Source organism: Bacillus sp. bc15 (assembly GCF_900142585.1).
Lineage (GTDB): Bacteria > Bacillota > Bacilli > Bacillales > Bacillaceae_G > Bacillus_A > Bacillus_A cereus.
Map to the genome: position 1 here is coordinate 1 of NZ_FRBJ01000003.1, position 22,241 is coordinate 22,241.

Sequence of the window (22,241 nt, forward strand, 5' to 3'; positions counted from 1 at the left end):
AAGGATATCGCTAGAAAAAACAAACTAACAGTTACAGGGAAAAAGTTGTACAAAGTACGCTGTTCAACTATAGAGCGAAGCTTTGCAGACGCCAAAGAACTACATGGCTATCGATATGCTCGATTTCGAGGGCTGAAGTCTGTCCAAATGCAGGCTTATCTCACCGCAGCTTGTCAAAACATGAAAAAAATAGCCCTCCATCTGACCAAAAAAGGTCTGGTGGAGGGCTATTTTTTTGAAACTCTATTATTTTATGTTGTTTTTATTCGCTAAAATCAAAATGATTACAGAGTGTTGGGAACCCCTAAAGGGTTTCCCAACACTCTGCCCAAAATATCTTTTGGAACAGCTTCTTCGTCCTACTTATATAAATCCTAATCCCCATACAAGAACGTATCCAAGAACCGATAAGCAAACCGAGCCAATCAGCCCTGCCACGAATGCTTTACTTCCTAATTTACGAAAAGTTTTAAACTCTACATTTAAACCGAGCCCTGCCATCGCCATTGCGATTAGCATATAAGCAATGACAACAATGTATCCCGCAACAACTTCTGGAATAATCCCAAGCGAATGCACTGCACTCATTGCTAAAAACCCGAAGATGAACCACGGAATTGGAAGGTCGCGCCATGATCTTTTTTCCTCGCTACCTTCACTCTTACCAAACCATAATCCGATTAAAATCGCTACTGGTACAAGCATTGCAACGCGCGTTAGTTTCACGATAACTGCGATATCTACAGCCGTGCTTCCTCCTGGCGCCGCAGCCGCAATTACGTGAGCAATTTCATGCAGTGTCGCCCCTGAGAACACTCCATATCCGTATGGAGATAGGCCAAGCACTGGATATAATAACGTATAAATAAGCGTAAATATTGTACCTAAAATTGCAATGATCGCCGCTCCAACTGCTGTTTCGTCATCTTTTGCTTTCACTTGCGGTGCAATTGCCACGACCGCGGCCGCGCCGCAAATTGCCGTACCGCATGCTGTTAAAATCCCAAGTTTCTTTTCTACTTTAAATACTTTCGTTAGTCCGTATACAACAAAAATAGTAAATGTAATAACAACCGCCGCGATGACCAATACTTTCGGCCCCGCCTTCGCAATATCAACAAGATTTAATCGCATTCCAAGTAAGATGATCCCAAAGCGCAGTAACTTCTTACTCGCAAAGTTCGTTCCTGCAATCGCATCATGAGGAACTCCAATTGCAGCGCGCCAAACCATCCCAATTAGAATAGCAATTACTAATTGTCCCATAATATTTAAAAATGGAAGCTCTGCTAAATATTTCGCGGCAATTGCGATTAATAATGTAATCCCAATTCCTTGCGAAAATCCAAAGCCCTTCTTCTTTTGTATAACAAGTGTTTGTTCCACCTTGTACCACCCCAACAATCGTATTGGAACATGCATGTTCTTTCTACTTACATTATAAGAGAGTTTCTATAATAAGTTTAATACCAATACCGAATCTCTATCATCAGAAATACTTATGATAAGATGATAGAAAAGAAAGGAGCCCATTATATGAACGTAGACATTTTAAAAATTTTTGTTACTGTCGTTGAACAGAAACACTTCTCTCGTGCAGCGGAATTATTAAATCTTTCACAGCCTGGCGTAAGTATGCATATACGCAACTTAGAAAACGAATTTGGAACTACACTCATTCAGCGATCTCCGAAACATGTCCAAGTCACGGAAGCTGGAAATATATTATATATACATGCAAAGCAAATGCTCTCTCTTTACGAAGATGCTAAGCAAGAAATTAATGAACTACATAACGTTGTAACAGGAACACTTCGCATCGGTGCTAGTTTTACAATTGGCGAATACTTACTTCCAAAAATACTCGCTAACTATGCGAATGAAAATCCACGCGTCGAAGTGCATACCTTTATCTCAAATACAGAAGAAGTTTTGCAAAGTCTTCGCTCTAATCAAATTGATATCGGCTTAGTGGAAGGGCAAGTCGTATACGCTGATGTTAACGTTGAAACATTTATGCAAGATGAAATGAAGCTCGTCGTTCCGCCAAATCATCCATTGCTCCGCACAAAGGAAATAAATGAAAGCACACTCCAAGACCAAGTATGGGTATTAAGAGAAAGTGGTTCTGGTACACGTGCTTATAGCGATCGATTTATTCATCAACACCATTTAAAAATGAAGCGATTCTTTACATTTAGCAGTATTCAAAGTGTGAAGGAAGCCGTCGCCGCCGGTCTTGGCATCGCTATACTTTCTGATTGGACTGTACGGAAAGAGCTACTAGCAAGAGAACTATTCCACATCGAGGTTCCAAATGAACAACTAATCCGTCCGTTCTCCATCGTGCGCGGCAAATATTTCATTCCCTCTAAAGCCATTCAAGTGTTCTTAAATCATGTAAATTCTTTTGCGAAAAAACAGCATTGACCTTCACATTAGTGTGAAGGTTTACAATACATGTAAAAGGAGTGAAACACATTGCGAATTGGAGAATTATCAAAAGAAACTGGCGTTAGTGAAAGATCACTAAGACATTACGAAGAAAAGGGATTACTCCCTTCTAAGCGCCTCGCAAATGGCTACCGTGATTTTGATGAAAGTGCCATCGGAAAAGTGGAGCTTATTCAAATGTACTTACAAATTGGCTTAAATTTAGAAGAGACGGCAAGGATGCTGCGCTGCCTTGAAATTGAACCGCACCTGTACGACAATCCGTGCAGCAGTATCCTTACGCTTTACGAAGATAAACTCAATGAAGTAACAAAGCAAATCACATTACTTTCCAACATCCAAACGAATTTGCAAAAACACGTTTCACTCCTAAAACAAGCAAAAAAAAAGGGATGATTACATGTTTGTTATACATGGCAGTTCAAGACAAAACGGAAATACGGAAGCTTTAACACATATGATGATTGATGGAATTGAAACAGAACAAATTTATTTACGTGATCACACAGTCTATCCTATTACAGATAAGCGTCATGATACAGAAGGATTCCAACCTGTAAATGATGACTACGAGCAGTTAACGAAACGCATGTTAGAGCACGACACGATTATCTTTGCTACACCATTATATTGGTACGGAATGAGTGGACATATGAAAAACTTTGTTGATCGCTGGTCACAAAGCTTGCGCGATACATCTCTTCATTTCAAAGAGAAAATGAAAGATAAAAAGATGTATGTTGTCATCGTTGGCGGAGACAATCCAAAACTGAAGGCATTGCCGCTTATTGCTCAGTTTCAATACATCTTCGATTTTGTTGGTTCATCATTTGAAGGATATATCATTGGAGATGCGAATGGATTAGATGAAATCAAAAACGATGCTGAGGCGCTGGCAAAAGTACAATTGTATAATAATAAATTCAAAAATAGCGAACAGAAATAAGTTTGACAAACTATTTAGACTTAGCAACGCAAGAAGAATTAGAAACCATGTTACAAGAATATCCTGGCACAATACTTTTCATTAGCCATGACCGTGCCTTTATTCGCTCTGTTGCAGACCATATTCTACAAGTAGATGAGAGTGAACCAAGAGTATTCCACGGTAATTACGAGCAATACACAAAAAGAACAATCGGGAATTCTGTAAACGTTACTGAACAAGAATTATTAAGGTTACAAACAAAATTAACTGAAGTCATCAGCCGGATTTCTATACCCAATCATCACGATGACATCACATCTCTCAACCAAGAATACGAAACACTATTAGTTCAAATCCGGAAGTGTAAAGAAGCGCTCTAATGTCTTCCCTATATATCGACGAGACCTTCTGCATTTCCCAAGAAATATTGAAACTTCGACATAGAATACAAAAAGCCGTGCACCAGCACGGCTTTTTACTTTATCCCGCATTAACGGGCAGTAAGACTCCCACCTCAAAATTCGGTTAAGGCAAAGAAGGTAGATGGGAGACCAACTGCCCGTAAATGCCCGATTGGTTCAACTAATAATCAGTGGGGAACAAACACCCCCACTGATTAAAGTTTCACTTTATATACGAACAGCAGTCCCGCTCACTGCAACCATTAGCATCCCTTCGCGAACGACTTCGTAGTCCACGTCAATACCAACAATGGCATTCGCATTTTTTTGTCTTGCGAAAGTTTTCATCTCTTCCATTGCAATGTCGCGTGCTTCTTTTAATTTACTTTCATAAGCACCCGCACGACCGCCGACAACGTCACGGACAGAAGCAAAGAGGTCACGAACGATATTCGCACCCATAATCGCTTCTCCATTGACGATATCGATATACTCAATAATTTCTTTTCCTTGAATTGTAGACGTTGTTGTTACAATCATACTTTATAGCCTCCCATATGAGATTTTTACCTACTTATGGTGCACTAATTCAGTACAAATTATATTTACGAACTAAACTGAGCTTCGTATAACCTACTGTATCCTCCGCCTTGCTCAATTAATTCATCATGTGAACCTTGTTCTGCAATACCGTCTTTATTTACAACGACGATTCGATCTGCATTTTTAATCGTTGCAAGTCTGTGAGCGATAACTAACGTTGTACGACCAGCTGCTAATTCAGCAAGTGATTTTTGAATTGCAAGTTCCGTCTCAGTATCTAGTGCGGAAGTAGCTTCATCTAGTATTAAAATTGGCGGGTTTTTCAAGAACATACGAGCAATTGCTAGACGCTGCTTCTGTCCACCAGAAAGTTTTACACCACGCTCACCGATAACAGTATCTAAACCGTCTGGTTGTGAGTAAATTAAGTCTTCTAACTGCGCACGTTTTACTGCCTGCCAAATTTCAGCTTCTGACGCCTTTAAGTTCCCGTAAGCAATATTTTCACGAATTGTTCCTGAGAATAAGAACACATCTTGCTGCACAATTCCAATTTGCTTACGAAGTGAAGATAATGTCATATCTTTCGTATCAATACCATCAATTTGAATTGATCCAGATGATTGCTCATAAAAACGTGGTAATAGGCTACATAACGTCGTTTTCCCTGCTCCTGATGGTCCAACGAACGCAACCGTTTCACCTGCATGTATGTTCAAACTAATATCTTTTAAAATCGGTTCTTTATTTTCATATCCGAACGTAATGTTGTTATATTGAATATCACCATGTACCTGTTTAACTTCCATTGCATCTTTAGAGTCTACAATGTCAGGCTCTGTTTCAAGAAGCTCTACATACCTTTTAAAACCAGCGATTCCTTTCGGATAGCTTTCGATTACCGCGTTAATTTTTTCAATTGGACGGAAGAAAATATTCGTTAATAGAACGAATCCGATAAATCCACCGTACGTTAATTCTCCTTGCAGAACAAACCATGTACCGCATATTAATACGAAGAGCGTTACGAGACGCATGAGCATATAACTAATCGATGAATTTAAAGCCATAATTTTATACGCCATTAATTTCGTTGTACGGAAACGAGCGTTGTTCACAGCGAATTGCTCTTTCTCAAACTTTTCATTTCCGAATGCTTGTACAACGCGAATACCACCAACGTTGTTCTCAATACATGCATTGAAATCAGCAACATCTGAGAATAAACGTCTAAACGTACCTGTCATTTTTTTATTGAAGTAAAGTGCTAACCATAATAGGAATGGAATGACGAAGAACGTTAATAACGCTAACTTCCAATTGATCATCATCATAAATGAGAATGCCCCAACTAAAGTCATTACGGCGATAAATAAATCTTCTGGTCCATGGTGAGCAATTTCCCCAATTTCCATTAAATCGTTTGTAAGGCGCGAAATTAAATGACCTGTTTTATTATTATCAAAAAATCTGAATGATAGCTTTTGAATATGATCAAATAATTTCTGCCTCATATCTGTTTCAATGTTAACACCAAGCATATGTCCCCAATATGTAACGACATATTGTAAGCCTGCATTTAACATATAAACTGCGAGTAAACCGAAACAAGCCCATAAAATAAGCGTCCAGTTTTGCCCTGGCAATAACTTATCAATAAATTGATTTACGATAAGCGGGAAGCCAAGTTCCAGTAATCCTGCGATAACTGCACAAGAAAAGTCGAGTATAAATAAACCTTTATACGGTCTATAGTAAGAAAAAAATTTACGTAGCATATCTTACCTCCATTTTCCAAAATTAAAAAGACTCCCTAAATGATAACCATTATCAAATGATTATTCAAGTTATCCGTCTATGAAACTGAAAATAAGCTTTACGATAGTTGTCGTTTTTTGCCGGAAAGTCGATATATTCGAATAATCGCCGATATATTTCGAGTTGCGCTGATATATTTGCAAAATCGCCGATATATTTTAAGTTGCGCTAATATATTCGGAAAATCGCCGATATAAATTTCATTTACTAACTACCCTTCCCCGCCCCAAAAACAAAAAAAGTATCACCACAAGGTGATACCTTTCCTTCTATTACATCGCTTCCGAATCCCACTCATGCTCCTGTTCAACGAATACAATACCTAATTCGTGATGTCCACCAGCATATAATGCAGTTTGTGCAAGACGAAGCTCACCATTTGTATCTAATACTTCTAATTTACAAAATGCTCCTGTCGTCTTCGTTTGAAGCGCATCATAAAATTCCTCGGCGCTTTTTGGAATGACTCCATTTACTTTCGTAATAATTTCTCCAGGCAGTAATTTCAGCTCTGCTCCAATTGTATTTGGAATTGTATCTAGTACAACGAGCCCATCATTGCGTGCAGCAAAATACGCTGGTCTTGTTTCATCGGCAATTTTCTCTTGCATCGAAATTGTGAAACGCCCAAGCATCGCGACTCCCATCGCGATAATTGCAAGTACGTGCCACCAGTAACTTGCGATTCCTAAAACGAGCACAAGTCCTGCTAATCCATAAACACGTCTTCCTGTAAATAATAAAGCTTCCGTCGGCTCATAACTTTTAATCTTTCTCATAAATCCAATTAAAAATGGAACGAGGAATAGAGAATATGTATTTGAACCTATTGAAACGACAGGCCACCATGAAATAAACTGCGTTACCGCATCACCCGGTACAAGAATAAAAATAGGAACGATCCATAAACGCTTTGATTCGTGTAAACCAATCTTTAATCCACGCTTCCCCTTCCTGATCTTCGGTGTAGAGTATCCTACCGCGTTTTTAGAAATCAATAAGCCTTCTACAATAAGCATAACGCCTAGTAAAATAGCAAGGGATACGATGGTATTCTCTTCACCTTCTCGAAGCTGTAAGAAGGAAACTGGTAGCTTAGAAGATAATAGAACACATACAATCGCAATGCTAAATGTATAAGCTGCCGATAAATACCGATACATAGCCGTTAATCCAAATAATAATGTCCAAATTAAAATAGCCCATAAGCTTGCTTTAGAAACAACAAGTCCAAGCCCAATCGTAATAATAGATACTACTAATCCGTATCCAATCCCTGCAAATAGAGAGGTTCGCAGTTCAAACCAAATATCATAAACTTTAAAAGAAAAATCTTTTCGTTCTCTTAACATACGTAAGTATCCAACGAAGATACTACTTATTACAAATATATAGACAGCAGGGTGTAAGAAAAAACGTCCAACTGCCCGCATTATTTCAAAAATCCACGCCTCCACGAACTCATTCACCACCATTTATATCATTCTTTCTTTTTATATTATCACAACTAAACAAACGTTTGTTTAACACAAAAAAATACAGGCAGCAAACTGCCTGTATTTCTTCTTATTTTGCCATTAACTTTAATGCTGACTGTAATTGTAAATCATTTTCTCCAGAACGGATTTTTTCGATAATTTTAGTTTGAATCGCTTCGGCTGTCTTTTTATCAAGCTGTCCTGTCGCTTCCATCTCATTTGCATTTTGGAATGCTTTCAGCGCCGATTCTGTCTCTTTACTAAAGTATCCATCTTCACGACCTGGTACATACCCTAAGCTCTTAAGCATTTCTTGAGCATGTTTTACTTGTACATCATTTGAATTGTATGAAAGTGTTTTTTCAATTTGAATTGGTGTCGCATGATAATAATTTGGTTGCTTCACTTCTACTGTTGGTGCGATTCCTTTTTTATGAATCCAGTTCCCATCCGGTGTTAACCATTTAAACATTGTTAATTTAATGTTGCTGCCGTCTTTAAATGGAACAGCTTGCTGGACAGTACCTTTACCAAATGTTTTTTCACCAATTAAATCGTATCCTTCTCCTTCTTTCAGCGCACCCGCTAAAATCTCTGAAGCAGAAGCACTTCCATTATCAATTAATACTGAAATTGGATATGGTTTCCTCTCTTTCAGTTCCGTAGAGAATTTCTTCTTCTCACCATTTCGCTGCTCTACTTGTAGCATTGGCTTTTTATTCGTCATAATTTCCCCTAGTATATCTTCTACACTATTTAAATAGCCACCAGGATTACCACGCACGTCAATAACTAAGCCTTTTATATTTTTCTTCTCTAACTCTTTTAACTGATCCTTAAATTCCTTCGCTGTATTTTCAGCAAAAGAAGTGATTTGCATATAACCGATATCTTTTCCACTCTCTTGCTTCACAGAACTAAACACTGTAAAGATTGGAATCTTTTCACGCTTAATTTTAAATACAATCGGATCAGTTACTCCCGCACGTTTAATTTCAATTGCGACAGTCGTTCCCTTTTTACCACGAATTTTTAATACCGCTTCTTCACGTGATAAGTCTTTCACACTGTTTCCATCTACAGATAAAATTTGGTCATTCGGTTTAATTCCTATCTTTTCTGCTGGTGAACCTTTAATTGGCGATACGATAATAAGCTTATCGTCCGTCTTGTTCACCTCAGCCCCAATCCCCTCTAATTCAGGATCAAGCGATTCACTAAACTGTTTGGCTGTTTCTTTATCCATATACGTGGAATAAGGGTCCTTCAGCGTAGACAACATACCTTGTATTGCACCTTCAACTAACTTTTCATCTTTCACGTCTTCCACATAACGTGAATCAATTAGTGCATACGCCTCATTAATTTTTGCCAAATTCCCTTGCGCAGTGCTAGCATTCCCACTCGAAATTGTTTGCGTTACTTCTGCTGGGGTAACCCCAAATACAGACATGCCTGCAAACATTCCGCCAGCACCAATTAAAAATGCAACAACCATTCCAATAATTGCAACTCTACGTTTCAATGCGGAATTCCCCTTTCCAAAACACACAGGTGGTGTAGCAAAAGGCATCACACAGTGTGTGATGCCTTTACCTATTTCTACTATATGATAAGCTTGTACGAATTATGTTTGCAACTTTTTATACTTTTAAGAAGCGACGAATTGACATTACACTTCCCCACATACCGATTAAAGCACCGATTAACACTAGTAAACCAGCTAATTGGAATACGAAAGGACTGTATGGTAGAAGCTCGAAAATTGTTCCGCCAAGTTTTTCGTTAAACACACCTTGCAACGAATTATACGTAACTAGAATTAGGCCAATTGGAATAATTGATCCTAATACTCCTAAGAATAATCCCTCTAGCAAGAATGGCCAACGAATAAACCAGTTTGTTGCACCAACAAGTTTCATAATTTCAATTTCTGTACTACGAGCATAAATTGTAATTTTAATTGTATTAGAGATTAAGAACATCGCTGTGAATAAAAGACCAGCAATTAACGCAATCCCAATGTTACGACCAGTTTTTACAGTATCAAATAATCGTTCAACTTGCCCTTTTCCGTACTGAACATTACTGACAAACTGCATTTTTTCAACTTTCTTCGCGATTGTCGCTGTATCTGTTGGTTCTTTTGCTTTTACAACGAATACGTTTTTAAGTGGGTTATCTTGTTCAAATAACTCAAACGTTTTTCCACTATCACCTAAGCTTTTAATTAAACGTTTTAACTCTTCTTCTTTAGAAGAATATTTAATAGAATCTACTTTTGCAATCTTACTCATATCTTCTTCTAATTTCTTTTGATCCGCTTCTTTTGCAGCTGGATCAATGTGTACACGAATCTCTACATCTTGCTCTACTTTCGTCGCAAAATGGTTCATATTCATAATCGCTGTTAAAAAGACACCTACAAGTAATAATGTAACTGTTACTGCACTAACAGAAGCAAATGTCATCCATCCGTTACGTGATAGATTCTTTACACCTTCTCGCAAATGTCGACTAAGGGTCTTAGCCTTCATATCCGTATCCTCCCTCAATCTCATCTCGAACAATTTTTCCGCCTTCAATCGCGATTACACGATGACGGATTGTATTTACAATATCTGCATTATGCGTCGCCATAACGATCGTTGTGCCGCGCTCATTAATGCGAGTAAAAATATTCATAATATCAAGAGCTGTTTCAATATCTAAGTTACCTGTTGGCTCATCGGCAATTACAACCTTTGGTCTATTTACAATTGCTCTTGCAATAGCCACACGTTGTTGCTCCCCGCCCGAAAGCTCACTTGGAAGTGCATCTGCACGATCTTCAAGGCCTACAAGACCTAGAACTTCTGTTACACGCTCACGAATTGCATCCGGTTCTTCTTCAATTACTTCTAAAGCAAATGCAACATTCTCATATACCGTTAATTTAGGTAGCAATTTAAAATCTTGGAAAATCACGCCTAATTGACGACGAAAATACGGAACGTCTCTTTCTGCCAATGTTTCGATAGTAAGTCCATTTACATTAATAGATCCTGTAGATGGTTTCTCTTCACGATACATCATTTTAATAAATGTAGATTTTCCGGCTCCACTCGGTCCAACTACGTATACGAATTCACCTTGTTTAATGTTAACTGTAAGACCAGCAATGGCTTTCATACCATTCGGGTACTCCTTATAAACATTCGTCATTTTTATCATTATTTATCACCCAATACTTAATGATTTTTTTCGAAATACTTTTCTGTACATCTGAAAATAAAAGACATCCTTCATTTTCACTTATTCATCCTTGTTGAAGATAGTTTACTTATGCTTTCTCATAAGCAATACCACTCTATGTAATATATTTCAGCAAAATTCTACAAACCCCATTGTAACATCAAACGGTTTCCAATTTGGATACATTTTTGTTACAGTTATGTTACATACCAGAAAAAAGGAAAACGAGTTGACTATATTATCAACTCGTCCATTTCACCTTTTTTATTTATGTTCAGCTAACCATTCAGACACTTTTTTCGCATCTTCACCTTGAATAAGTCCTGGTGACATTGAACCGCGGCCTTTTTTAATAATCTCTTCGATATCTGCAGCGTCGTACTTACCGCCTACTTTTCTTAAATCAGGTCCAGTTGCCCCTGATAAATCTGTTGCGTGACATCCCGCACAACTTCTTTGGAAAATTTGTTCTGCGCTGTCTGTGCTTGCAGACTGTTTCGAAGACTTACTCTCTTCTTTATTTCCGCATGCTCCTAAAGTAAAAACAACCGATGTCCCTAGCGCAATAGCCAACAATTTCTTTTTCACTTCTATCGCTCCCCATTGTTGATATTCTTTTTATTCCTAACACACTCATTTTCATTATAAGCATTATCTTTATATAGAAAAACTAAGGTGTATTTCATATTCCTCAAAAATACAGCGAGAACCTTGATAAAATAAAGCTTTCATAAGTTGTTTCAATTCTGTGAACAACTTAAAAAACTTCTATAAAGAATCCTTTTTAAAAGGAAAATTAGAAAAGTTCTATATAAACCTTCACCCTATTACCGCTCTATTTTACTATTCTCTACTTTTTACAAAACAATATACAGCATTGTAATCTACATATAATCCCATCAAAAAGAGAAGTTGTCGTTTCCAACTTCTCTTCCTCTTTACTTCATCTATAAAAATAAAATCAAATGCCTTATATCCTCTATATCCTCTATATCCTCAGCATGCGCCAACAATTTTGTTGGCTTTTTTTCGCTTATTAGATGCGAGAACGTAAGTAAGCATCAATAAATGGATCAATCTCTCCATCCATAACTGCTTGTACGTTACCAACCTCCGTATTTGTACGGTGGTCTTTTACAAGAGAATACGGGTGGAATACGTAAGAACGGATTTGGCTACCCCATCCGATTTCTTTTTGTTCCCCACGGATTTCATCTAATTGTGCCTGTTGCTCTTCTAGTTTCTTTTGATATAATTTCGCTTTTAACATCTTCATCGCATGCTCACGGTTTTTAATTTGTGAACGCTCTGACTGACACGTTACAACTGTATTTGTCGGTGTATGTGTAATACGAACTGCTGAATCTGTCGTATTTACGTGCTGTCCACCCGCTCCACTTGCGCGGTACGTATCAATTTTTAAATCTTCTGTACGTACTTCGATTTCAACTTCATCATTGAACTCTGGTACAACTTCACAAGATACAAACGATGTATGACGACGACCTGAAGAATCGAATGGTGAAATACGTACAAGACGATGTACACCTTTCTCTGCTTTTAAGTAACCGTAAGCGTTATGACCTTTAATTAATAAAGTTACACTCTTAATACCAGCTTCATCACCTGGTAAATAGTCAACCGTTTCTACTTTAAATCCACGTTTTTCAGCCCAACGTGTATACATACGTAATAACATAGAACCCCAGTCTTGTGACTCAGTTCCACCTGCACCTGGATGTAATTCTAAAATCGCATTATTTTTATCATAAGGATCACTTAATAGTAACTGAAGCTCATACTCATTCATTTCTTGAATTAAGCCTTTTACTTCTGATTCTAATTCCTCATGTAAATCTTCATCATATTCTTCTTTTAAAAGCTCATGCGTTACTTCTAAATTTTCGAACGTCTCATCTAACTGACGGAAACTTCCAACCATATCTTTTAACGCATTCGCTTCATTAATTACAACTTGTGCGCCTTGTTGGTCATCCCAAAATCCTGCGCCCATCATTTTTTCTTCTAATTCTGCAATTTGGTTCTCCTTAGTAGGGAGGTCAAAGAGACCCCCTAAAAGCCGCTAATCGCTTAGCCATTTTCTCTAATTCCTGTCTAATTTCTACTAATTCCATTTCCTTCACCTCTATGTAATTGCTGTTACTTTCGTATGAAAACAAGGGAAACTCTCTCCACTTATTACGGAGAGAGTTTAATTCTTCTTAATTATACATTTTTGATATAAAAGTTTGCAAAGCAGCCAAAGCTACCGCCCTATATTACTGAACAATACCACAGCAGTTTTTATATTTTTTACCGCTACCACATTTACATAAATCGTTGCGGCCCACTTGGTCACCTTTTACAACTGGCTTTTTCTTCGCTTCTTCGCCATCGCTAGATGGATGAACAGCTTCACCTTGAACAACTTCTTGACGTTCTAAGTTTTGTTCAATTTCAGCTTTCATAATGTAACGAGAAATTTCCTCTTCAATAGAAGCAACCATTGACTCGAACATCGCGAATCCTTCCATTTGGTACTCACGAAGTGGATCAATTTGACCGTAAGCACGTAAATGAATACCTTCACGAAGGTGATCCATCGCATCAATATGCTCTGTCCATTTCGTATCTACAACGCGGAATACAACAACCTTCTCAAACTCACGCATTTGCTCTTCTGGCATAAGCTTTTCTTTGTCATTGTAACGCTCTATTAATTTCGCGATAATCGGTTCGCTCATTTCCTCAGGAGCAAGGCGACGTAATTCTTCTTCTTTTATGTCTCCTTCTTGAAGCAGATTTGTATTTAAGTAGTCAACAAGACCTTTAATGTTCCAATCCTCTTCAATTTCCTCTTGTGTATGAAGCGCAACAGCACGTTCTACTGTAGATTTCATCATACCTTCAATAATGCCACGTAAGTTTTCCGATTCCATTACTTCTTGACGTTGCTTATAAATAACTTCACGTTGCTGACGAAGTACATCATCGTATTGTAATAACTGCTTACGTGCATCATAGTTATTTCCTTCAACACGTTTTTGTGCAGACTCTACCGCACGAGAAACCATTTTACTTTCAATTGGCTGAGAATCATCCATACCAAGACGATCCATCATTGCTTTCATATTATCTGAACCAAATCGGCGCATTAATTCATCTTCCATTGATAAGTAGAACTGCGTCACACCAGGGTCCCCTTGACGACCAGCACGACCACGTAACTGATTATCAATACGACGGCTTTCATGACGTTCTGTACCGATAACTGCTAGACCGAAGATTTTCACATCATCTCCAAGCTTAATATCTGTACCACGACCAGCCATATTCGTTGCAATCGTTACAGCACCTTTCATACCAGCTTCTGCAATGATATCTGCTTCACGGGCATGGTTTTTCGCATTTAAAATGTTATGACGTACACCTTTACGCGTTAACATTTTTGAAATAAGCTCTGAAGTTTCAATTGCAACTGTACCTACAAGAATAGGTTGCCCTTGTTTATGACGATTCACAATATCCTCAACAACTGCATTGAACTTACCTTCCATTGATTTAAAGATTAAATCGGCACGATCATCACGAATAATCGGTTTGTTTGTTGGAATTACGATAACATTCATATTGTAAATACTACGGAATTCTTCTTCTTCCGTTTTCGCTGTACCAGTCATACCAGATAACTTTTCATACATACGGAAATAGTTCTGGAACGTAATTGTTGCAAGCGTCATACTTTCATTTTGAATTTCTACACCTTCTTTTGCTTCAATCGCTTGGTGCAAACCTTCGCTATAGCGACGACCTTTCATAAGACGACCAGTGAATTGGTCTACAATTACGATTTCGCCCTCTTGTACAACATAATCTGTATCACGATGCATAACAACGTGTGCACGAAGCGCCTGATTAATATGGTGAAGAAGTGCTACATGTTTTAAATCGAATAAGTTTTCAATATGGAAAGCTTTCTCTGCTTTCGTAATACCATCTTCTGTTAACATTACATTTTTCGTTTTCACATCAAATGAATACTCTTTTTCATTTTCTAACGTACGAACGAATGCATTTGCAAACATGTATAGCTCTGTTGATTTTTGAGCTTGTCCCGAAATAATAAGCGGCGTACGCGCTTCATCGACTAAAATAGAATCGACTTCATCGATAATAGCAAAGTGAAGTGGACGTTGAACGCACTGCTCTTTATATAAAACCATGTTGTCACGTAAGTAATCAAATCCAAGCTCATTATTTGTACTATACGTAATATCAGCAGCATAAGCCTCTTGTTTCTCTTCGCGTGACATACTATTTAAGTTAATTCCTACCGTTAAGCCAAGGAACTCATGAAGTTGTCCCATTTCGTTTGCATCACGTTGTGCTAAGTATTCATTGACTGTAACAACGTGAACACCTTTTCCTGTTAAAGCATTTAAATATACAGGTAATGTAGATGTTAACGTTTTACCTTCACCCGTTTTCATCTCAGAAATATTCCCTTCATGTAAGGCAATACCACCCATTAACTGTACGCCATATGGACGCATTCCAAGAACACGAGTTGCCGCTTCGCGAACAACTGCAAAAGCTTCAGGTAGTAGATCATCTACTGTTTCACCTTTTGTTAGACGTTCTTTAAATTCAAGCGTCTTTCCTTTTAATTGTTCATCAGTTAGTGGCTTAATAGATGACTCTAATGCATCAATTTGCTCAACTGTCTTTTGCATACGTTTAATTTGGCGTTGGTTTACATCAAACACCTTTTTTAAAATACCGATCATAGGAAATACGCTCCTCTTTTATTAAAATAAAACTTCCGATTGTTTTTCTTTTTCTCTATTACAATCAGTCGTTGTAAAAATCAAATGTATGTTATGCCAATTTTTCTCCTAATTAAAAAAACTAAAATGTATATACCTAATGATAATTGTAACACTTGTCTTATAACTATGACAACAATCGGCCGAATGTCGGGCCTTATATTCAAAAAAAGTTTTCATTTCATTTGTTCTAACAAACTAACATGCCTTTTCTCCATCCCTCTATTGCAAATTTCGTATTAAATATCCCCCTTTAAAAGAGGATAATCGAAGGAAATCTATTAGTTTTAAATGAACAATTACAAAAAGCCGGAAATTCCGCAGGTGCAGCATCCATAGATACTTACACCTGCGAAACAACTACGACTTTAAACGATACTGTTATGTTGCAAGATCTACTCAACCACAGCAAAAAACACCCTTAAAATATATCTGGATCAATCACGAATTTTATTAATTTATTGGTATTTCTAATTCATGATATTTCCCTTTCTTATCCTTCATAAAAGAAATAAATTTCACCTTAGTTGATTCATTTGAAAAGTTTTTATAATTTTTATAAGGGTCATCTCCTATAAAATAATTTGTCCCTATATATCCTCGTACTGTTTTACCAGCAGGTATTACAGGATCAAACTGATATTGTTTAGGTAACTCCATTGCATACGGAATTACATTATAAAACTCTCCTATTTTAGAATAAAACAATGTATCGGAAATAGACTCATTACTAAGCAAGTTAATATCCCGATTTGTTGTATTTGTAATATTTAAAGGTAAAACATACGTCACTACTTCACGGTCTTCATAAGGATCATAAACTTTTGTAGGATCAAGAGGATCAAGAGCATGAAACGTAACTCCTTGTCCATCTTCAAAAGTTCTATTAGATAAAAATTCATCTTTTACCACTTTATAAGATTCATTATTTAGATTTAATGTTTTAAATCTAAATAAACTAGCAAATATACATAGCAACAGACACAATCCAATGATTATTAAGACATGATTTCTTGTCACTCTTAATCTACCAACTTTCCATTATTAACATGTACAATGCGATCTACTATACCGTTATCCAGGACATGCACATCATGACTAGCTACTATAATAGTCGTTCCTTTAGATTTTTCTACTTCCAAAATATCTAAAACATCTTTTATCCCATCACTATCTAAAGCATTAGTTGGCTCGTCTAATAACAATAGTGTTGGTTGTTCCATTAAAGCTTGCGCTATCCCTAAACGTTGTTTCATACCTAAAGAATATCTTTTATACTTTCTCTTATCTGTTTTATCAAGTCCAACCCTCTGAATAATATTATAAATTTCCTCATCAGAAATTTTATTATTAATCGATGATAAAAATTTCAAGTTCTGAAAACCAGTATACCCTGGAATAAAACTTGGATATTCAATCAATATCCCCATAGAATCAGGGAATTGCTTTTGTTTTCCAATCATTTCATTATCTATATAAACAACTCCAGAATTCAAACGCATTAATCCTGATATAGCACGTAAAATCATTGTTTTACCAGAGCCATTATGCCCCTTCAAAACTAAAAATTCGCCTTTTTTTACTGACAAATTAATATTATCTAACACAATATTTCCTTTTAATCTTTTCGTCATACATTCACATTTAATATAATTGTCCATAAATTATTCACCTATCACATCTAGTTTTTTAAAACAAAAACTACCTAATAAAATCATTACAACAACAATTACTACTCCTATTAGAAGTAAATCATTCCATTGAATAGATTGATTATTACCTAAAGTCAATTGAATTGAACTGTGATCAACAAAATACCAACGATTTGGCATAACAAAAGAGCCTAAAAAATAAATACTATGAAAGAAAATAGACAAAAACAGGTACAACAACATTAGTACAAAAACAATAGTTATTGGTATATAAAACGTTAAAAACTCAAAAACCAAAGCTAATAAAAAGCTTATAATTATTTGAATTAGCATAGTACCTAATATCTTATAAGGAAATTGACTATATAAATTTAAAAAATTATCCTCTCCTAAAGAAAGCAAATAGTAAGCGCTAAACCAAATAAAATACATACCAATCCAAATAATAATTATATAAAAAAACAAAGATAATATTTTCGTTAACCACAGAAAATGCTTCTTCTTAACACGAGGAAGTAAATAAACACCATTCTGTTGAATATCTGAAAAAGCAAAATTCCCTACAAGCAACAAAGGAGTGATTTGAAAGAATACCCAATAAAAAGGGATAGAAAATCGCCCCTCCTTATAAAAATAAGATAAATCCACAAAGTCTACTCCATGAAAAAATCGATAAAAGGTAACATCTACTAATACAGATTCTTTACCATTACTAAGAGGCTGATTGTATAAAAAAGCAATTGCAATAATAGCGTAAATTAAGAATAAAAAAGCCATTATCTTGATGGAATCTCGAAACCTTACATGTAAATCTCTTTTTAACAAATAATATAAGATCATAATGTAAACTAGATCACCTCTGTCTCATCATTCATAGAAATATAACTTTTTTTAGATAAAATCCATACACTTATAAAAAAGATAAAAAAACAGCCAAATAAGCGTATAAATAAACCAGTAGCATCTTCAAACACATTTATATAAAAAGCATTTGTAAATAAAAATCCATGTAATATAAATCTATCTAGTAAAACAGCAGTGATCATACATATTATTACAAGTAAACTAGGTAAAAATAATTGCAATAAAGCACTTATCATACATATAAAAACATTCGCAAATAATTGAATACAAAATAATAATGGATAATTTACATCAACACTAGTTACAGCCATCATATTTGACATCAAAAACAACTGTAAAATCATACTCCCAGCGAAAAAACAAACAAAAACGAATAGTTTCAAATAATATATAGAAACTAATTTCATTGCATTATTCACTCGACAAACTACATAAACACTAAAAAAATTCGACATAGAATATACAGAAAAAACGATGGTTAAAGGAATAAATATAGTCGACAAATTATAAAACGACATAACTTTATACAAAGTTTCTAATTCGTTCATTTTTTCTTTTACAATGCCCTGTTCAAAATAATTGAACAAGCAACCAATGATACTAACATTAAGTAAAAAAAGAATACTTAACCAAACGTACTTCATCCTTATAGTTTCTTTCATTGCATTATAAAAGAACATGCTTCCTACTCCCCCGTAAATAAAGAACTACAGAACAAAACCAAATACATAACAGGACACTAAGAAAAATTTGCAATTCAAAAAAACCGAAGTCTTTAATTAAATAATCTTTAGGATAGAGAATCCCCCTCCCAATACCAAGCCAAACAATATGTAAAACAAATGGAACTAAATAAATAAAATAAACTCGTTTTATAAAAAACGAAATTGATAAAGCCAAACTCGAAAATACCGCACCGTATAAACTATTTAAAAATACATACATTAGAAAATATAAAGTAGGATACTCATAATAAACCGTATTAAATTGAGCTGTTGGTGAAACAGTAGCCGCCATATAATTTAATATCGGATGCGGAGCAACTGTCGGATAAGTCATCGCATATAAATAAAAATGAAATAGTAAAGGGACACTTATAATAAAAAAAGATACTATAAAATTAATACAATAAAGTAATCTAAAATAATGACGCGTTCCCATCTTAGAAATGACAGGATAAATAAATCCATAATTTTTATCAATTCTATAAATCCCAGCTACAGCCATTGCAGAAATCATAGGAAATATAAGTAGATAAAATTCACTATAAAATGGTAATCTATTAAAATGTAAAATGTTAGATAAATATGGAGATACCTTTATAATCCCAGCATCATTAAATCCTTTCGTTGTTACACACATAGCAATATATTGAGCAATGACAATTACTAACATAATAAATACAGACAACCAAAACATCCTATCTTTTAAAATCCTTCCTAAAAAGTAACTCATCTACAACTCCTCCATAAACCATTAATGAAATTTAAATCTTTTTTAATATGAAAAGTTGATCCGCAACACCATAACATTTATTTTCTTTATTTAACCAAATGTAACGAAAAGAAACATTTGCTCTCTCTCCTTCAAATTTAGGAAACTCAACTTCATACTGATAAACATCATTTGTACCTTTTCTTTTTACACTCTTAACTTCTTGTTTCCACTGAATTATTTTTCCATCAATTTGTTCAATCCGTCCCAAAAGATACGTTGGTTTTTTCTTATTCGTCACACCCGTTAAAAAAACATAATAATTTTCTGGTATAACTCCTGACTTTAATTTTTTATTTGAAAGCTTATCCTCTATTAAGCTATCATTTCTTTCTATTTGACCTTGAAAGAAATCATGACCATTTTCACTTTTTAAAAACACTTGTTCAACAATAGTATTTTTCTTAATTTCTTGTAACTGAATACTTTTCAAATTATCTTTTTCCGTTAAAGTATCTTCAATATTTACAATCGGTTCATCTACTTTCTTTTGACAAGAAACTAAGAAACTAATACTCAATATAAAAAAACAAACTAAAATATATCTTGAGATAAACCTCATTACAACTCCTCCTATTTTAAAAATGAAATAGCAGGAAAAGCCGTATAATCAAGACTCGGAACTATACGACTTTTTCTAGTACTACACAATAAATAATTTCAATTTATAATTTCTAAATCAATATTCAGTGTAAGGTCCACTCGGTCTTACACTATCAGGACTCCAAGCAGTAGGATAAGCATTATTTTCTCTAGAATAACCACCAAATCTCACAGGTACATTTTTTCCATAGTTTTCATATGCGTAATTTTGGAAAAGATACGTTTTACCTGGTTTCACCGTTCCTTCATGCTTACCCGACTCACCTGAAACATTTACCCAATCTCTATTACCTTTACCTTTATTTTTATCAGCTTCTGTCCAAACGTTAAAAGAACCACCGCCCTTCTCACTACTCTTTACACGCATATACATAGAAGTAGGTGTCTCTTTAGGACGTGCATTAGTAAAATCATATGCATTCCAAAGTCTAAAGGTAAATTCTACATGATCATCCTTTGTATCAGCCTTAGCAGGTTCGGTTAAAGCAAAAGTACTAGCTAAAATACCTAACGATAAAACAGATCCAAACATAAAACGACTTTTTTTCTTAATGCTCACTAAAAGCACCTCCGATAATTTGTAGCATTATATCGATTTTATTTTTTTACTAAAGAAACAAAGTAAATCTATATAATGCAATTTAAAGATAACAAAAGCAAAATACACTATCAATTGATTCCAGAAAACTTAATATTTTATTTACAATTATAAAATATTGTTAAATTAAACAAAATTAGTATACTCCTAACAAGTACATACTTATGGAGATAATCACATTCAAAATCTCAATACAAAAAAGCGCAGCCATTTCGGCTGCGCTTTTGAATTATTATTTAGTTTCGATTAAACCGTATTTCCCATCTTTACGGCCATATACAACATTAGTTTCATTTGTATCAGCATTTGTGAAGACGAAGAAATTATGTCCTAGCATATCCATTTGTAGGATCGCTTCTTCAACGTCCATCGGTTTTAAATCGAATCGTTTTGTACGTACAAGTTCTAATTCATCCTCTTCTACCGCATCCAGAACAGCTACTGCTTCTGGAAGGATAAAGTTCGTTTTCACAGAACCTTTCTCACGTAACTTACGATTTACCTTTGTTTTATGTTTACGAATTTGTCGCTCAAGTTTATCAACTACTAAATCGATAGCAGCGTACATATCGCTATTAGTTTCTTCTGCACGAAGTAATAAATCAGTAAATGGTATTGTTACCTCGACACGTTGCTTGTCAGAGTATACTTTTAAATTAACTTTAATCTCTGGGAATGTATCAAAATAACGCTCTAACTTACTTAGTTTTTTCTCTACATATTCCTTTAATGCTGGAGTTACTTCAATATTTTCACCACGAATGTTGAATTTCATAGATGAATTCCTCCTTTCAAGCCTATGTACTATAATTTCGACACTGGCTTAAAAACTCCTTCTAACTTTTTTAAAAAAATTAGTGGAATTGCGATTTTTTTATCGTTTTTTGTTGAAATGAAAAGATGCATCGTTTCTATCTTTATTTTATCCTATTAACATCGTGAATAACGAATATAACTGTGGACAATTCGTTACAGAAAAGAAACAACTTTTTGACAACTTACCCTATAACAAAAAACCCCTTGCGAAAAACAAGAGGTTCTACTACATATATATAACGTTGCCACAAACGCAGCTTTCTCTTCCCAAAACAATATCCCCTACAGTTTCACAACATTAGCTGCTTGTGGTCCACGTGCTCCATCTACAATGTCAAACTCTACTTGTTGCCCTTCTTCTAATGACTTATACCCATCTTGTTGAATAGCAGAAAAATGGACAAATACATCGTCACCATCTTCACGCTCAATAAACCCAAATCCCTTTTCTGCATTGAACCATTTCACTCTTCCTTGCATGTTCATTCCATTCCCTTCACTCTAAAAATCAGGGCATTCGCCCCATATTTTG

General features: G+C 35.5%; 23 protein-coding genes and 1 pseudogene. 5 read left to right on the forward strand and 19 right to left on the reverse strand.

Annotation, left to right across the window (positions count from 1 at the left end; translation table 11 throughout):
- Positions 1–284 (forward strand): annotated as a pseudogene (locus tag BUA87_RS13790) (transposase); the annotation flags it as partial.
- A gap of 79 nt (positions 285–363) precedes the next feature.
- Here the strand turns inward: BUA87_RS13790 and BUA87_RS13795 are convergent.
- Positions 364–1,386 carry a YeiH family protein gene (locus BUA87_RS13795; protein WP_000438413.1) on the reverse strand — a complete coding sequence of 341 codons (1,023 nt, stop codon included), beginning with the start codon at positions 1,384–1,386 and terminating at the stop codon, positions 364–366.
- Between the two features lie 150 nt (positions 1,387–1,536).
- On the opposite strand from BUA87_RS13795, the gene BUA87_RS13800 reads away from it, so the two are divergent.
- Genes BUA87_RS13800 through BUA87_RS13815 form a run of 4 tightly spaced genes read left to right on the forward strand, consistent with a single transcriptional unit; the run spans position 1,537 to position 3,762 of the window.
- Positions 1,537–2,430 (forward strand): LysR family transcriptional regulator, encoded by an 894-nt coding sequence (locus tag BUA87_RS13800; protein WP_071713836.1) that lies wholly within the window; start codon positions 1,537–1,539, stop codon positions 2,428–2,430.
- Positions 2,431–2,481: 51 nt separating this feature from the next.
- Positions 2,482–2,850, forward strand: coding sequence for a MerR family transcriptional regulator (locus tag BUA87_RS13805; protein ID WP_071713837.1), 369 nt, complete (start codon positions 2,482–2,484; stop codon positions 2,848–2,850).
- A gap of 4 nt (positions 2,851–2,854) precedes the next feature.
- Positions 2,855–3,400: a flavodoxin family protein gene (locus tag BUA87_RS13810; RefSeq protein ID WP_071713838.1), complete on the forward strand. Its 546-nt coding sequence runs from the start codon at positions 2,855–2,857 to the stop codon at positions 3,398–3,400.
- Between the two features lie 2 nt (positions 3,401–3,402).
- The gene (locus BUA87_RS13815; RefSeq protein WP_072940003.1) at positions 3,403–3,762 is read left to right on the forward strand and encodes a macrolide transporter; all 360 of its coding nucleotides are present in this window, start codon (positions 3,403–3,405) and stop codon (positions 3,760–3,762) included.
- Between the two features lie 249 nt (positions 3,763–4,011).
- Here the strand turns inward: BUA87_RS13815 and BUA87_RS13825 are convergent, their stop codons facing one another.
- The 18 genes from BUA87_RS13825 to cspC all read right to left on the reverse strand — a co-directional run bounded on the left by BUA87_RS13825 (position 4,012) and on the right by cspC (position 22,189).
- Positions 4,012–4,323: a heavy metal-binding domain-containing protein gene (locus BUA87_RS13825; protein WP_000637523.1), complete on the reverse strand. Its 312-nt coding sequence runs from the start codon at positions 4,321–4,323 to the stop codon at positions 4,012–4,014.
- 65 nt (positions 4,324–4,388) lie between these two features.
- Entirely contained in the window at positions 4,389–6,104 is a 1,716-nt protein-coding gene (locus tag BUA87_RS13830) for an ABC transporter ATP-binding protein (protein WP_072940006.1), read from the reverse strand.
- A 312-nt stretch (positions 6,105–6,416) separates the two neighbouring features.
- Positions 6,417–7,619: a PDZ domain-containing protein gene (locus tag BUA87_RS13840; RefSeq protein WP_016085217.1), complete on the reverse strand. Its 1,203-nt coding sequence runs from the start codon at positions 7,617–7,619 to the stop codon at positions 6,417–6,419.
- A gap of 91 nt (positions 7,620–7,710) precedes the next feature.
- Entirely contained in the window at positions 7,711–9,195 is a 1,485-nt protein-coding gene (locus BUA87_RS13845; RefSeq protein WP_002094199.1) for a S41 family peptidase, read from the reverse strand.
- A gap of 70 nt (positions 9,196–9,265) precedes the next feature.
- Complete coding sequence (gene ftsX, locus BUA87_RS13850) at positions 9,266–10,159, reverse strand: permease-like cell division protein FtsX (protein WP_000645028.1); 894 nt, start codon at positions 10,157–10,159, stop codon at positions 9,266–9,268.
- A complete protein-coding gene (gene ftsE / locus BUA87_RS13855; protein ID WP_000594319.1) occupies positions 10,149–10,835 on the reverse strand; it encodes a cell division ATP-binding protein FtsE in 687 nt (228 codons plus the stop codon). The genes ftsX and ftsE overlap by 11 nt, the downstream gene beginning before the upstream one ends.
- A gap of 285 nt (positions 10,836–11,120) precedes the next feature.
- Positions 11,121–11,444 carry a cytochrome c551 gene (cccB, locus tag BUA87_RS13860; RefSeq protein WP_000727975.1) on the reverse strand — a complete coding sequence of 108 codons (324 nt, stop codon included), beginning with the start codon at positions 11,442–11,444 and terminating at the stop codon, positions 11,121–11,123.
- Between the two features lie 448 nt (positions 11,445–11,892).
- Positions 11,893–12,991 (reverse strand): peptide chain release factor 2 gene (gene prfB / locus BUA87_RS13865; RefSeq protein WP_096001455.1). Its coding sequence is split into 2 segments (ribosomal slippage): positions 11,893–12,918 and positions 12,920–12,991, totalling 1,098 coding nucleotides; the frame shifts between segments, so codons are not numbered across the junction.
- A gap of 144 nt (positions 12,992–13,135) precedes the next feature.
- Positions 13,136–15,643: a preprotein translocase subunit SecA gene (gene secA / locus BUA87_RS13875; RefSeq protein WP_000579372.1), complete on the reverse strand. Its 2,508-nt coding sequence runs from the start codon at positions 15,641–15,643 to the stop codon at positions 13,136–13,138.
- 492 nt (positions 15,644–16,135) lie between these two features.
- On the reverse strand, positions 16,136–16,663 hold the full coding sequence (locus tag BUA87_RS13880) for a hypothetical protein (RefSeq protein ID WP_029948375.1): 528 nt from the start codon (positions 16,661–16,663) through the stop codon (positions 16,136–16,138).
- Between the two features lie 41 nt (positions 16,664–16,704).
- Positions 16,705–17,343: an ATP-binding cassette domain-containing protein gene (locus BUA87_RS13885; RefSeq protein WP_065229560.1), complete on the reverse strand. Its 639-nt coding sequence runs from the start codon at positions 17,341–17,343 to the stop codon at positions 16,705–16,707.
- 3 nt (positions 17,344–17,346) lie between these two features.
- A complete protein-coding gene (locus BUA87_RS13890) occupies positions 17,347–18,111 on the reverse strand; it encodes a hypothetical protein (protein ID WP_072940198.1) in 765 nt (254 codons plus the stop codon).
- A 71-nt stretch (positions 18,112–18,182) separates the two neighbouring features.
- Complete coding sequence (locus BUA87_RS13895) at positions 18,183–18,878, reverse strand: hypothetical protein (RefSeq protein WP_071713842.1); 696 nt, start codon at positions 18,876–18,878, stop codon at positions 18,183–18,185.
- Positions 18,865–19,653, reverse strand: coding sequence for a hypothetical protein (locus BUA87_RS13900; protein WP_072940009.1), 789 nt, complete (start codon positions 19,651–19,653; stop codon positions 18,865–18,867). The genes BUA87_RS13895 and BUA87_RS13900 overlap by 14 nt, the downstream gene beginning before the upstream one ends.
- A 31-nt stretch (positions 19,654–19,684) precedes the next feature.
- On the reverse strand, positions 19,685–20,254 hold the full coding sequence (locus BUA87_RS13905) for a hypothetical protein (protein ID WP_001211060.1): 570 nt from the start codon (positions 20,252–20,254) through the stop codon (positions 19,685–19,687).
- Between the two features lie 117 nt (positions 20,255–20,371).
- Positions 20,372–20,854 carry a hypothetical protein gene (locus tag BUA87_RS13910; protein ID WP_000023374.1) on the reverse strand — a complete coding sequence of 161 codons (483 nt, stop codon included), beginning with the start codon at positions 20,852–20,854 and terminating at the stop codon, positions 20,372–20,374.
- Positions 20,855–21,125: 271 nt separating this feature from the next.
- Positions 21,126–21,668, reverse strand: a complete 543-nt coding sequence (gene raiA, locus BUA87_RS13915; RefSeq protein WP_000671193.1) for a ribosome hibernation-promoting factor, HPF/YfiA family — start codon at positions 21,666–21,668, stop codon at positions 21,126–21,128.
- 323 nt (positions 21,669–21,991) lie between these two features.
- Complete coding sequence (gene cspC / locus BUA87_RS13920) at positions 21,992–22,189, reverse strand: cold shock protein CspC (RefSeq protein WP_001990088.1); 198 nt, start codon at positions 22,187–22,189, stop codon at positions 21,992–21,994.
- Positions 22,190–22,241: the final 52 nt, after the last annotated feature.

What these genes read in the sequence shown, in the direction of transcription:
- BUA87_RS13830 (WP_072940006.1), bottom strand. Translation starts at nt 6,104, where the DNA reads ATGCTACGTAAATTTTTTTCTTACTATAGACCGTATAAAGGTTTATTT.
- BUA87_RS13810 (WP_071713838.1), top strand. Translation starts at nt 2,855, where the DNA reads ATGTTTGTTATACATGGCAGTTCAAGACAAAACGGAAATACGGAAGCT.
- BUA87_RS13890 (WP_072940198.1), bottom strand. Translation starts at nt 18,111, where the DNA reads ATGGCTTTTTTATTCTTAATTTACGCTATTATTGCAATTGCTTTTTTA.
- cspC (WP_001990088.1), bottom strand. Translation starts at nt 22,189, where the DNA reads ATGCAAGGAAGAGTGAAATGGTTCAATGCAGAAAAGGGATTTGGGTTT.
- BUA87_RS13900 (WP_072940009.1), bottom strand. Translation starts at nt 19,653, where the DNA reads ATGAGTTACTTTTTAGGAAGGATTTTAAAAGATAGGATGTTTTGGTTG.
- BUA87_RS13800 (WP_071713836.1), top strand. Translation starts at nt 1,537, where the DNA reads ATGAACGTAGACATTTTAAAAATTTTTGTTACTGTCGTTGAACAGAAA.
- secA (WP_000579372.1), bottom strand. Translation starts at nt 15,643, where the DNA reads ATGATCGGTATTTTAAAAAAGGTGTTTGATGTAAACCAACGCCAAATT.
- BUA87_RS13885 (WP_065229560.1), bottom strand. Translation starts at nt 17,343, where the DNA reads ATGGACAATTATATTAAATGTGAATGTATGACGAAAAGATTAAAAGGA.
- ftsE (WP_000594319.1), bottom strand. Translation starts at nt 10,835, where the DNA reads ATGATAAAAATGACGAATGTTTATAAGGAGTACCCGAATGGTATGAAA.
- BUA87_RS13845 (WP_002094199.1), bottom strand. Translation starts at nt 9,195, where the DNA reads ATGCCTTTTGCTACACCACCTGTGTGTTTTGGAAAGGGGAATTCCGCA.
- BUA87_RS13840 (WP_016085217.1), bottom strand. Translation starts at nt 7,619, where the DNA reads ATGGTGGTGAATGAGTTCGTGGAGGCGTGGATTTTTGAAATAATGCGG.
- BUA87_RS13825 (WP_000637523.1), bottom strand. Translation starts at nt 4,323, where the DNA reads ATGATTGTAACAACAACGTCTACAATTCAAGGAAAAGAAATTATTGAG.
- ftsX (WP_000645028.1), bottom strand. Translation starts at nt 10,159, where the DNA reads ATGAAGGCTAAGACCCTTAGTCGACATTTGCGAGAAGGTGTAAAGAAT.
- BUA87_RS13895 (WP_071713842.1), bottom strand. Translation starts at nt 18,878, where the DNA reads ATGTTCTTTTATAATGCAATGAAAGAAACTATAAGGATGAAGTACGTT.
- BUA87_RS13905 (WP_001211060.1), bottom strand. Translation starts at nt 20,254, where the DNA reads ATGAGGTTTATCTCAAGATATATTTTAGTTTGTTTTTTTATATTGAGT.
- raiA (WP_000671193.1), bottom strand. Translation starts at nt 21,668, where the DNA reads ATGAAATTCAACATTCGTGGTGAAAATATTGAAGTAACTCCAGCATTA.